Here is an 11,904-nt window from a genome sequence, read left to right on the forward strand (position 1 = left end):
GCTGAACTTTGGATTTAAGAAAATATCCGAACAGGTTTCGTCAATGATATAGGATGAAGATAATGTTATTTTTAATGATGGCATTCAAGTTTTGCTATAACCCAAAAACACCGATTAGGGATACCGTTTGTTTTTGGGGTTAAAAATAACGAATCGAGACCATATCATTAGAAACCTGTGAGTATTTTCGTGATACAAAGTCAGACCTTTGGCTTGTCAAAACTCAACTACTTCGATCTGGCAGTTGAATGATTCGGTTTAAATACTAATAAATGAAATTTGACTAACTAATAAATATTATTTTTGCAATTCAAACCAGAACGTACTCCCCTGATCTACCACACTGTTCACACCAAACCGAGCATGGTGGAGAAGCAGGATTTCCTTGACGATGGATAGGCCAAGACCTGTTCCGGAGGACTTGTTCCTGCTGTGGTTTGTGCTGGCCTTGTAATACCTTTCCCAAATATGTTCCAATTCACTCTCAGGGATTCCCTTTCCGGTATCCGTAACTTCACATCGTATATAATCCGTCATTTCTGTCAGTGAAATGGTAACCTTCTTATCTTCCCCGCAATATCTCACAGCATTGTTTACAAGATTTGAGATGACTTGCTTGATTCTGGATTCATCGCCGGTCACAAAGATATCACGGTCACATTGGAAGCATAGACAATAGCCTTCCTGCTCCGATAAGATGTGATATGAGTTTAAAATACTCAAAATGGTATCTTTCATATTGAAAGTAGAAATATGGAGAGATTCTACGCCGGACTGCATTTTGGAAATCTGCAGCAGGTCGCTGACCAAAAGGTTCAGCCGGTCTGCCTCGTCAATAATGACCTGAAGGTGGGAATTCCTTTTTTCCGGATTATCGCCCGATAAATCACGGATCATTTCAGCATAGGATTTTACCATGGTCAGGGGCGTTCTCAAATCGTGGGACACGTTGGCAATCAAGTCCTTTTGCAGATTGTCGGCCTTTGCCAACTCTTTTGATGTATGGTTCAAAGTATCTGCGAGCTGATTGATTTCCGAATAGTAGCCTCCTTCAAAAATGACGCCGTAATCCCCCTTTGCCAGTTTGGAAGCCGACTTGGTGATATTGACGATAGGCCTTGTAAGTTTGTTGGATATCAGGAAAGATAATGCAAAAGCGAGAAGCAGGGATATGATGGTCACATATACCAATTGGCTTGCCAGAATATCTACAGTAGATTCCACAGGGTAAAGTGGTGAAAAGATATACAGGATAACCTCTTCGCCGGGAGTCCTGTCAAGAAATGCTCCGTAAGCCAGCGTGTTCATGTTGGATCTGGGTTCCGGCAAAATAATGGAAACCGTATTGGACTGATTTTTCAAAAGTTTATTTCTTACCTTGGACATTTCCTTCATGAATGCCAGGGCAGGTCCGACGGCTCCTGTTCGCTTGTCGTCTTCCCCCGGTGTGAAAATGATCGTTCCGTCGCTGGTTTCGATATGGATGTACATATCGTTTTTATAAGAAAGCGCAGATATATTTTCGATCAGATCGTCCCGTCCGTATTCTGCCATGATCGTTCTTGCAATTTTTTTGGTCTGAGAAATCTTCATTTCCTGATAATAGGTATTTAAAAAGAAAATCTGAAGAAACCACAAAATCAGCATAAGCAATGCTGCGAATACTGCAAAATAGATCCAAATTTTAAATTTTAAGCTTTTCAAATCAATCCTGAGCTTCAAATTTGTATCCAACCCCTCTTAATGTGACGATATAATCCCGATAATCTCCGAGGTTGTTCCGAAGGTTTTTGATATGAGTATCTATGGTTCTGTCGTCTCCGAAGAAATCATAACCCCAAACATCGGATAACAACTTATCCCGGGATAGTGCGATATTTCTGTTTTGTACCAGATAAAAGAGCAGTTCATACTCTTTTGGCGTCAAATCTGCCTTCACACCGTCTACAGTAACGGTACGGGCAGGAATGTTGATTTCCAGCCCTCCGAATTTCAGGATCTCCGTGTGGGCGGAAGCTATATTGTGTCTTCTGGATAACACGACGTTCACTCTGGCCATCAGCTCTTTCGGACTGAAAGGCTTTACGATATAGTCGTCAATTCCCAATTCGAAACCGAAGAGCTTATCGTATTCTTCGCCTCTGGCGGAAAGCATAATAATGGGAATATCCTTAATCTTTTTAATTTCCTTGCAGGTAGAGAAGCCGTCCAGCTTCGGCATCATAATATCCATAATAATGAGATCGAAATCATTCAGTTTGCATAGACCGATGGCGGACATGCCGTCGCCGGACTCCGCCACTTCATAACCATTAAACTCTGCATACTCCTTGATAACCTCTCTTATTTTCTGTTCGTCATCCACGATTAATATTTTATACATCTATACCATCTCCTCACAAAAATGCATGCTATAAATTTAGAATATAACTAGTTTGTGATGCTTTGGTGAAGTCTATATGAGTATATAACAAAAAAGACTGTTTAAACAGTCTTTTTTGCTTCTCTATTACATGTTCAATGTGATTAGTTCTTAATATCGTTGTCAAACAGCCTATTTAGCTGTGGTCAATACTTTCTTGAGATTGGCAAATCTTGGCAGCCCGTCCTCTTTTGGAACTTCGCTTTCACCCTGGATTAAAGGAAGGGCATAGTCGATAAATTCCTGTTTCATTCCATTGCCTTCTTCGTTGATCCATTCTCTTGGAACCTTCTTTTCAAAGTTAGCAACATCTGATAGATCGACTAATTTCGTCTTGCAGGAATATACAGGGCCGGCTTCTCTTTCGAAGGCTACCATTTTATCGGTGATTCCTTCCTCCGCTGCTTTAAATGCTGCAAAACCAGCCATATAAGCTTCTTCTATGTCGGTGGCGGAAGCAACGTGTGCTGCACAACGCTGAATCAGGCCGAACTCAATGCCTCTTACCTTGGCATTGAGCTTGGTATTGGCAAAATTGGCCAGGTTGCTTGCAAGGCCGCCCATTTGGGCATGGCCAAATGCATCTGTGCTCTTGGCAGTCTCGGTGAAATAGGTGGAGATGTATTTTCCGTCCTTATCTACAATACCTTCGGATACAGCTACCAAAACATCTCCCTTTTCATTGTACACTTTGGTAATGTCAGCAATAAATTTATCCATATCAAAAGGAACTTCAGGGAGATAGATCAGATCCGGTCCCATATCCTTGTAGCCTGCAAGAGCGGAAGCGGCGGTAAGCCAGCCGGCATTTCTTCCCATAACTTCAATAACGGTGATGGAACCCGTTCCGTATACCTTGGCATCTCTATATACTTCCATACAGGTTGTTGCCACATATTTTGCGGCACTTCCGTAGCCTGGGCAGTGATCTGTAGCAGCAAGGTCATTGTCGATGGTTTTCGGAATTCCGATTACCTTGCAGTCATAATCATGTTGGGACAAAAAGCTGCTGATCTTATTGCAGGTATCCATAGAATCATTTCCGCCATTATAGAAGAAGAATCGAATATCATATTTTTTAAAAATCTCAAGAATTCTTTGATAGTCTGTGTCATCTACCTTAAAATCCTTCAATTTGTATCTGCATGTTCCGAGAACCGAGGAGGGAGTATACTTCATTAAAGACAGCTCCTTTGGATCTTCCTGGTTCATATCGTAAATACGTTCATCAAGTACACCTTTAATTCCGTTGGCGGCACCGTAAACACGTGTTACGGATTCAGACTGCAAAGCAGCTTCGATGCAGCCTAACGCACTGGCGTTAATTACTGATGTGGGTCCGCCTGACTGACCGATGAGACAAGCGCCTTTTAATTTTGTCATTTTGTTACCTCCTAAATATCAACTCTATTGAAGTTTATAACTTTTTCAATCATTTTATACAGCTTTTACCCAGCTTTTACCCAAAAGTTTTCTGTTTCATTGATAACATTGTAACACATGAAAAAAATATGGCAAGATATTTTACGAAATTTGAATGTCAGATAATGTTGGATTCCAATTGCAAATTTCAATACGTAATTCACATTAATTCCACAAAAGGAAACCATTTCATATTTTTTAAAAAGCTTCACTGGCATGATAGGAGCTTCTTACGAATGGGGCTGATGCAACATACTTGAATCCCATTTCCATACCCATTTCCTTATACATTTGAAATACGTCGGGATGGACGTACTCCTGAACGGGGAAATGTTTCTCGGACGGTGCCAAATACTGGCCTATCGTTACGATGTCGCATCCATGCGCATATAGATCATGGAGCAATTTCTTTACTTCTTCTTTTTTTTCACCCAATCCTACCATAAATCCTGACTTGGAATAGATGGCAGGATCGAGTTTTTTCACTCTACTGATAAAATCCAATGACCGGTGATAATCTGCCTGGGGCCTGACCTGTGCATAAAGTCTTTCAATGGTTTCGATATTGTGATTGATCACTTTTGGTTTTGCATTCACAACCTTTGATAGCGCTTCCGGATCACCTTGAAAATCAGGGGCCAACACTTCTACGGCCATATCCTCCGATATTTCCTTCAGCTCACGAATGACATTGGCAAATTGAGAAGAGCCTCCGTCGGGCAAATCATCTCTGGTAACAGAAGTGATTACCACATATTTCAGACCCAGCTTCCTTACTGCATCTGCAACTTTTGCCGGCTCCAAGGGGTCTACGGGGAGCGGTTTGCCTTCTGAAACATTGCAAAACCTGCAGTTTCTCGAACAGACATTGCCTAATATCATGAATGTGGCTGTTTTCTTTGAAAAGCATTCCACGGCATTTGGGCAATTCGCTTCTTTGCAGACAGTATGCAGCTGAAGGCTCTTTATCATTTCTGCAATTTCTTCAAATCTACCGCTGCCGTCATATTTTATCTTAAGCCAATCCGGTTTGTTCACACTCATAAGTTAACTCCTTAATTTTATTTAAAAATATCTGCAAATCCATAGCTTCGCATTCTAAGTGAAAAGTTTTTCCAAAAAAATCTATCACAAGATCCATATTTTTTTGCATATCCTGGGTAACTCCCATTATGTTCTTCAATGAAGTAACTCCTTTGTCAATAATTCCGCATGGATGAATCAAGGCGAAACCCTCCATGTCGGTATTTACATTGAAAGCAAAGCCGTGCATGGTAACCCAGCGTTTTACGCTGCATCCGATGGCTGTTATTTTCTCATTGCCGACCCATACACCGGTAAAGCCGCTGTTTCTTCCGGCATCGATGCCATACTCCGATTTCAACAGCCGGATCGTGACCTCTTCTAATTTTCTAACATAAGCTTTCACATCTTTGCCAAGTTCATTCAGGTTTAGGATCGGATATCCGACAATCTGTCCGGGGCCATGATAAGTGACATCACCGCCTCTGCCGGTTTTAAAAATTTCGATGCCTTTCTCTTTCAGAAACTCCGGATCAGCCAGAATGTTCTCGAGCTTTGCACCGGAGCCCATAGTGATGACGGGTGGATGTTCAAGAATCAGTAAGATATGACTGAGCCTATTTAATGATACAAGCTTCTGTATTTTCATCTGTAAAGCCAGCGCTTCTTCATATCCCATCAGGCCCAATTTTACAGTTGTAAGTTTGTTCGTTCCCATATTTTACACCTTAATTTTATTTACCTTGCTTTACACCTTGATATCGGAGGAATTGGATTTATATATTTCAGCGCATCAAATGATGTTCAGTAAAGTCACCCTAATTATACGACCCAATATTCAATTGTCAATATGCAACGGATAGTTAAATTTTTAACCATCCGTTGTGTGAGTGATTTATGATTATGATGACATTTGAACGAACCATATAGAATGTTTTTTCTAGCAAAATGGTTAATTAAATAACGATAAAAATTCTGAGAGATTGGGTTGACAATTTGTTTTTCGAAGGTATAATAAAGTTAAATTTGCTGAACAAAATTTATAGTACTGAACAAATGTAAAAGTAAAAGTGAAGGAGTCACAAGAGGTTTACAAATGATAAAGCATGTTGGAAACGAAAAACTTATGGTAAAAGTCTGCAATCTTTATTATATTGACGATTTAAAACAGGAGGAGATTGCAAAAAAATTAGGCCTTTCAAGACCTACGATTTCCAGGCTTCTGAAGGATGCAAAGGAGGCGGGTATCGTTAAGATCCAGATCATCAGTCCGTTTACGAACGATTACAGTGATTTGGAAAAGACTTTGGAACTGAAATATGGATTGAAAAATGTGATCATCGTGAATGACCAGTCAGATGATGTGAGCCAAAAACAAGAACTTGCACAGGAAGCGGCTTCCTATTTGGAGCGGATACTGAAGCCCAAAGATATTGTGGGCTTGTCCATGGGGACTACATTAAGAGAAATTCCCCAATTCGTGAGCAGTAGAAAAGATAGCAAAATCACATTTGTTCCACTGCTGGGTGGTGTCGGGCAGGCGAATATCGAGATTCACCCAAATCAGATCGTCATGGAAGTCGCCAATGCTTTCGGCGGCAACTACATGCTGCTGCATGCGCCGGCCGTGGTTTCTGATCCAAGTCTCATCAAGACTTTCAAAGAGGAATTGGGAATTAAACACGTGATGGAGATGATGAAGAAGGTCAATGTGGCTGTGGTTGGCTTAGGGGCTCTTTTAGACCAAAATTCAACCATGATGGCCACGGGATATTATGATAAAAAAGACATTGAACTGATGAAAAAGAAGAAAGCTGTAGGGGATATCTGTATGCAATCCTACAACGCAGACGGAGAAGCTAAGGACTTTGATTCAAACCAAAAAGTCATCGGTTATCCTTTGGAAAATCTGAAAAAAATTGAAACTGTCGTTGCAGTTGCTGGAGGGACCAGCAAATTGGAAGCGATCAAGGGGGCGATAAAAGGTGGATATATAAATGTCCTGATTACAAACTACAGCAATGGCGTGGAGCTTGAAAAGCAGTAATGAGCATCTTGCCGGAGGATGCTCGGCTCAAGAAGGATGTTAATTTGAAAGGGTTGATAGCATGGGAATGGAAAAAATGGTTCTGGTGGTATTTGGATTGATATTTGTACAGGGACTTTTCACTTTTGCGCAAGTCAAGAATTACAATAAAAAAATACGGGAAATGAAACAGTACGGCATGGTTGGAATTGGCATCAGAAAAGGGAGGATTACTCCGGGAAATATCATTTTATTAGCTGTTGATAAGAAGGGGATTGTAATACGATGCGAAAGAATGCAGGGGTTCTCTGTATTTGCCAGATTCAAAGAAGTCCATGAGCTGGCTGGGGTGGGAATGGAAGAACTGAAAGAAAAGGTATTATGTAATTTGAAATATAACAAAAAAGGAATTGCAAAGCCAGATCCTTTGCTTCAAGCCATTGAAGGCCTCGAAGCCAGATTGGCTTCCTGAGTTGGATACTTTCTCGCTGTTGCAAGTTAAATATGCCATGAAAATGGAATTGATATAGATACCAAAAATAACAAATTTAATTTTTCTAAATTTGAAAGGAGTTGAAATCAATTGGACATTTTAGCAAAAGTAGCGCAGGGCTTTATTGGACTTTTTCAGGCAGGTGGAGAAACCTTCATGGGAATGGTGACGGGTATCCTGCCAACACTCATCGTACTTATCACATTCGTAAATGCACTTATCAAACTTATTGGAGAAGAAAAGGTCGAGAGATTTGCGGCAAAGACGTCTAAGTATGCCATCACAAGATACACCATTTTTCCGGTGCTGGCTGTATTCTTTTTGACTAACCCAATGTGTTACTCATTTGGAAAGTTCTTGGATGAAAAATACAAACCGGCATTCTACGATGCTGCCGTATCCTTTGTTCATCCAATCACAGGACTTTTCCCTCATGCCAATGCCGGGGAACTTTTCGTCTACATGGGGATCGCTGCAGGGCTGCAAACACTGGGGCTGCCCTTGGGTGACCTTGCGATAAGATACTTCATAGTAGGTTTAGTGGTCATACTGATCAGAGGATTGCTTACAGAGAGAATCTACGCAGTTCTGGTTGGCAGAGGCCAATCCAAAGTGAAAGCATAAGGAGGTAGGAGAATCATGTATAGCGCAGTTAAAATCTCTAAAGGCACCGGCGGATGGGGCGGACCGCTCATCATTAAACCAACTGAAACAAAAAATAAGATTGTATCAATTACTGGTGGCGGTATTGATCCCATAGCACGTAAAATTGCAGAAATGACCGGCGGAATTGCAGTAGATGGATTTACTACCGGCGTACCGGATAGTGAGATCGCGGTAGCAGTGGTTGATTGCGGCGGAACTGCAAGATGCGGCGTTTATCCGAAAAAAGGAGTATATACAGTGAATCTGACTCCCGTTGGCCAGTCAGGACCTTTGGCAAGCTTTATTAAAGAGGATATTTATGTATCCGGTGTGAAAGAAAACAATATAGAACTGTTTGAAGGCGAAGTAGCGCAAAAGGCAGAAGCAGCACCGGCAAAGGCAGAAGCTAAGCAATCTGCTAAGACTGCAAGCAACGACAATTCTCAAAAATCAGGTTTCCTGACAAGACTTGGAAAAGGAACCGGAAAAGTTGTGGGAGACTTCTATCAGGCGGGTAGAGACACCATCGATACCGTTATTAGAAATATTCTGCCCTTTGTGGCATTTGTGTCAATGTTAATCGGTATTATCAGTGCATCCGGTATCGGTGATATCATTGCCAACACCATCTCCCCATTTGCAGGAACTCTGCCTGGATTGTTAGGAATATCTATCGTGTGCGGACTTCCTTTCCTTTCACCGTTGCTTGGACCAGGTGCCGTTATTGCCCAGGTTGTAGGTGTGCTGGTTGGTGTAGAAATTGGAAAAGGCAACATACCTCCTCAGTATGCGTTACCGGCTCTCTTTGCTATTGACCCTCAGGTTGGATGTGACTTCGTTCCGGTTGGTTTGAGCCTTGGTGAAGCAGAACCGGAAACAATTGAGTACGGCGTACCGGCTGTTCTGTTCTCAAGACTGATCACAGGACCTCTTTCCGTTATCATTGCATTCTTGTTCAGTATTGGACTGTACGATTCTTAATGCTCTAATCTTAATGCTCTAAACACGGGTAGATGCTCTTGCCGGGCATCTACCCGCTAAATGCTAAAGGAGACTCTTATGGATTATAAATCTCAAATTACCGGTATGGGACCGATGGCGTTAGATTTTCTGACAGAAAACATGATCATTGTATTTAACGACAATGCACCTGGAGAATTAGCGGAACTGTCTGTTCTGCACAAAGAATGTAAATTGGATCAGGATATTAAGGTGGGCGATGTTGTCGCAATTGGAAATAGCAGTTATATGGTGACTGCGGTAGGGGAAGAAGCTAACAAAACCTTCTATACAATGGGTCATTGCACGTTCAAGTTCACAGGAAAAATGGAAGTGGAACTTCCTGGCCATATCGAACTCTCGGGAGATGCGCTGCCCGAAATAAAAGTCGGGGATATGCTGGAAATCATATTTACTTGATAAGGCTAATGCAAAGTGGAGAATACCGAATTATCAAATGAAATTCGTTTCATAAATTATTTATAAATAGGTTAGTCGCTTAACTTCTTCAACCGGAAAATATTTTCAAGGGATCTCGCTTTTGCTCCCCGGGGGGAAAGTTGAGTTAATAATTATAGTTTAGTTAAGAAATAGAAAGGCAAAGAATATGTGGGGAATAAATAAAAAATTAGCTGTTCTCGAAAGCAGAGGAGAAAAAATTCAAGCAAGCATCGTCGGTGCAGGGCAGATGGGAAGAGGCATGGTCAGCCAGATGATGCTGATGAAGGGTATGAAACCCGCCATTGTGGTAGATATCAATCCGGAACTTGCAAAGACAGCCTACTTGCATGCGGGATTAAAGGAAGATGATATTAAGTTTGTCAAGACAATATCGGAGGCAAACAGCTGGATGGAACAGGGCAAATATATCTACACGGATGATGCGGACATTGCTGCCAAAGCAAACCTGGTTCAGGTTGCAATCGATGCAACCGGAGTTCCTGAAGTTGGTGCAAAGTTTGCTGTCGACAGCATAAACAATAAAAAACATATTGTTATGCTGAATGTTGAGACGGATGTAGTCATCGGACCATATCTGAAGCAGTTGGCAGATAATGCAGGCATCGTCTATACCGGTTCTGCCGGGGACGAACCAGGAGCGGTAATGGAGCTTTTCGATTTTGCTGACGCGCTAGGATTTGAAGTCAGAGCCGTCGGAAAAGGAAAAAACAATCCGGTAGACTTGGAATGCAATCCAGACAGCCTCTACGAATATGCAACCGGCAGGGGAGTCAGCCCGAAAATGCAGACGGCTTTCAGTGACGGAACCAAAACCATGGTTGAAATGACCGCAATGGCAAATGCCACAGGCTTTATTCCGGATGTGCGCGGTGGTCACGGTGCTGTGGGTACAGCAAAGGAATTAGCGGATATTTTCAGACTAAAGGAAGAAGGCGGGATTTTAAACCAGTATGGTATCGTGGATTATATTAACGGTGTTGCTCCAGGGGTTTTCGTCATAGTTTCAACCAAACTGCCCGATATAAAGCATGAGATGGAATATCTCAGCATGGGTTCAGGGCCAAACTATGCGCTATACAGACCTTACCACTTGACAAGCCTTGAAACTCCACTTTCCGCTGCATTAGCTGTGCTGGATCATCAGCCCACTATCGTACCAACCTATGGATTGGTTGCTGAAACAATCACTGTTGCAAAAAAAGACCTCAAGGCAGGTGAGATGCTTGATGGAATCGGCGGATTCACTGTATACGGTACCTTCGAAAAAGCTGATATTGCAAAGCAGATAGGCGCGGTTCCGCTAGGACTGATCAACAAAAAAACCAAACTGCTGAAGGATGTGAAAAAGGGCGAACTGATCACCTACGATATGGTAGAACTTGATCAGAATTCCCTGATCGTACAGCTGAGAAAACTCCAGGATCGATTCTTCTAATAAATTTGTAAACAACAGAGCACAGATTCGTCGATAATGGAATTTGTGCTCTGTATCATTAGAGAGGAAAACATGTATAAACTTATTGCAATAGATTTAGATGATACCCTTTTAAATGATGAGGGTGTTATCAGCGAAAAAAATAAAGCTGCAATTCAAAGAGCAGAAAAGGCCGGCGTAAAAGTTGTGATTGTATCCGGAAGAAGCTACTCTTCCACGAAACAGTATATCAAAGAATTGGCATTGCCTAATCTTACCGTGAGTCTGAACGGAGCGTATATCCAAGATCCTATGGATGACCGGCTCGTGGATGGTTTTCCAATTGCACAAAGCGTGACACTGGAGTTAATAAAAGACATAGAACCTTTTGAAGTACACATCAATTTTTATAACGGTGAAAAAGTGATTTGCCAAGATCCCTCGGAACAGGCTCTGTTTTACAGTCAGATGAACCGTATTGAAATAGACTATGTGGATTCCCTTGCGGAATTAAGCAAGACCACACAGGCAGGAAAGCTGTTGATGAGCGACAACCAGGAAAAGTTGAAAGAGATCAAAGATTTGCTGCAGAAAAAGTACGGAGATGAATTGAATATTGTTTTTTCCAAACCAATTTTCTTGGAAGTGACTGATAAAAAAGCATCCAAAGGAGCTGCCTTGCTGAAGGTTGCTGAGATGTACGGGATTGAGGCACCGGAGGTCATTGCCATTGGAGACAGTGAGAATGACATTTCCATGATCAGAAGCGCCGGTCTGGGTATTGCAGTTGCAAATGCAAAAGAAATCATTAAAAATGAAGCTGACTTTGTTACATTTTCAAACAATGAAAGCGGTGTGGCTTACGCAATCAATAAATTCATTTTTAATGAAAGTCAAGAGCAGGAGGTAAATTAAATGACGATCAACAAAGAAAAACTGAAAGAAATGTATATAAAGATGCTGCATACAAGGCTGTTCGAAGAGAAGGTGGCATATTT

12 protein-coding genes are annotated in these 11,904 nt (G+C 41.6%); 7 read left to right on the forward strand and 5 right to left on the reverse strand.

The annotated features are described in order from the left end of the window. Positions 1 to 297 precede the first annotated feature (297 nt). The 5 genes from KCX82_RS22480 to lipB form a co-directional block, all read right to left on the reverse strand. Positions 298 to 1,704, reverse strand: a complete 1,407-nt coding sequence (locus KCX82_RS22480) for a sensor histidine kinase (protein ID WP_227020679.1) — start codon at positions 1,702 to 1,704, stop codon at positions 298 to 300. A 1-nt stretch (position 1,705) separates the two neighbouring features. After that, positions 1,706 to 2,383, reverse strand: a complete 678-nt coding sequence (locus KCX82_RS22485; protein ID WP_227020680.1) for a response regulator transcription factor — start codon at positions 2,381 to 2,383, stop codon at positions 1,706 to 1,708. A 171-nt stretch (positions 2,384 to 2,554) separates the two neighbouring features. Continuing rightward, positions 2,555 to 3,805 carry a 6-phosphofructokinase gene (locus tag KCX82_RS22490; protein WP_227020681.1) on the reverse strand — a complete coding sequence of 417 codons (1,251 nt, stop codon included), beginning with the start codon at positions 3,803 to 3,805 and terminating at the stop codon, positions 2,555 to 2,557. Positions 3,806 to 4,042: 237 nt separating this feature from the next. Continuing rightward, on the reverse strand, positions 4,043 to 4,888 hold the full coding sequence (lipA, locus tag KCX82_RS22495) for a lipoyl synthase (RefSeq protein WP_227020682.1): 846 nt from the start codon (positions 4,886 to 4,888) through the stop codon (positions 4,043 to 4,045). Next, positions 4,860 to 5,585: a lipoyl(octanoyl) transferase LipB gene (gene lipB, locus KCX82_RS22500; RefSeq protein ID WP_227020683.1), complete on the reverse strand. Its 726-nt coding sequence runs from the start codon at positions 5,583 to 5,585 to the stop codon at positions 4,860 to 4,862. Before lipB ends, lipA begins: the two co-directional genes overlap by 29 nt. Before the next feature lie 378 nt (positions 5,586 to 5,963). Between lipB and KCX82_RS22505 the strand changes: the two genes are divergently transcribed. From KCX82_RS22505 to KCX82_RS22535, 7 genes are all read left to right on the forward strand, one after another. Continuing rightward, the gene (locus KCX82_RS22505) at positions 5,964 to 6,914 is read left to right on the forward strand and encodes a sugar-binding transcriptional regulator (protein WP_227020684.1); all 951 of its coding nucleotides are present in this window, start codon (positions 5,964 to 5,966) and stop codon (positions 6,912 to 6,914) included. A 67-nt stretch (positions 6,915 to 6,981) separates the two neighbouring features. Beyond that, positions 6,982 to 7,365 carry a transcriptional regulator GutM gene (locus tag KCX82_RS22510; RefSeq protein WP_227020685.1) on the forward strand — a complete coding sequence of 128 codons (384 nt, stop codon included), beginning with the start codon at positions 6,982 to 6,984 and terminating at the stop codon, positions 7,363 to 7,365. 111 nt (positions 7,366 to 7,476) lie between these two features. Further along, entirely contained in the window at positions 7,477 to 8,010 is a 534-nt protein-coding gene (srlA, locus tag KCX82_RS22515; RefSeq protein ID WP_227020686.1) for a PTS glucitol/sorbitol transporter subunit IIC, read from the forward strand. 15 nt (positions 8,011 to 8,025) lie between these two features. After that, entirely contained in the window at positions 8,026 to 9,012 is a 987-nt protein-coding gene (gene srlE / locus KCX82_RS22520; protein ID WP_227020687.1) for a PTS glucitol/sorbitol transporter subunit IIB, read from the forward strand. A gap of 78 nt (positions 9,013 to 9,090) precedes the next feature. After that, complete coding sequence (locus KCX82_RS22525) at positions 9,091 to 9,450, forward strand: PTS glucitol/sorbitol transporter subunit IIA (protein ID WP_227020688.1); 360 nt, start codon at positions 9,091 to 9,093, stop codon at positions 9,448 to 9,450. 187 nt (positions 9,451 to 9,637) lie between these two features. Then, complete coding sequence (locus KCX82_RS22530; RefSeq protein WP_227020689.1) at positions 9,638 to 10,927, forward strand: NAD(P)H-dependent oxidoreductase; 1,290 nt, start codon at positions 9,638 to 9,640, stop codon at positions 10,925 to 10,927. Positions 10,928 to 10,999: 72 nt separating this feature from the next. After that, a complete protein-coding gene (locus KCX82_RS22535; protein ID WP_227020690.1) occupies positions 11,000 to 11,821 on the forward strand; it encodes a Cof-type HAD-IIB family hydrolase in 822 nt (273 codons plus the stop codon). Positions 11,822 to 11,904 lie beyond the last annotated feature (83 nt).

The organism is Sinanaerobacter chloroacetimidivorans (assembly GCF_018128545.1).
Lineage (GTDB): Bacteria > Bacillota > Clostridia > Peptostreptococcales > Anaerovoracaceae > Sinanaerobacter > Sinanaerobacter chloroacetimidivorans.

Excerpts from the sequence above, each read along its gene's own strand:
- KCX82_RS22525 (WP_227020688.1), top strand. The coding sequence starts at position 9,091 with ATGGATTATAAATCTCAAATTACCGGTATGGGACCGATGGCGTTAGAT.
- srlE (WP_227020687.1), top strand. The coding sequence starts at position 8,026 with ATGTATAGCGCAGTTAAAATCTCTAAAGGCACCGGCGGATGGGGCGGA.
- KCX82_RS22485 (WP_227020680.1), bottom strand. The coding sequence starts at position 2,383 with ATGTATAAAATATTAATCGTGGATGACGAACAGAAAATAAGAGAGGTT.
- KCX82_RS22490 (WP_227020681.1), bottom strand. The coding sequence starts at position 3,805 with ATGACAAAATTAAAAGGCGCTTGTCTCATCGGTCAGTCAGGCGGACCC.
- lipB (WP_227020683.1), bottom strand. The coding sequence starts at position 5,585 with ATGGGAACGAACAAACTTACAACTGTAAAATTGGGCCTGATGGGATAT.
- KCX82_RS22510 (WP_227020685.1), top strand. The coding sequence starts at position 6,982 with ATGGAAAAAATGGTTCTGGTGGTATTTGGATTGATATTTGTACAGGGA.
- lipA (WP_227020682.1), bottom strand. The coding sequence starts at position 4,888 with ATGAGTGTGAACAAACCGGATTGGCTTAAGATAAAATATGACGGCAGC.
- KCX82_RS22535 (WP_227020690.1), top strand. The coding sequence starts at position 11,000 with ATGTATAAACTTATTGCAATAGATTTAGATGATACCCTTTTAAATGAT.
- KCX82_RS22530 (WP_227020689.1), top strand. The coding sequence starts at position 9,638 with ATGTGGGGAATAAATAAAAAATTAGCTGTTCTCGAAAGCAGAGGAGAA.
- KCX82_RS22505 (WP_227020684.1), top strand. The coding sequence starts at position 5,964 with ATGATAAAGCATGTTGGAAACGAAAAACTTATGGTAAAAGTCTGCAAT.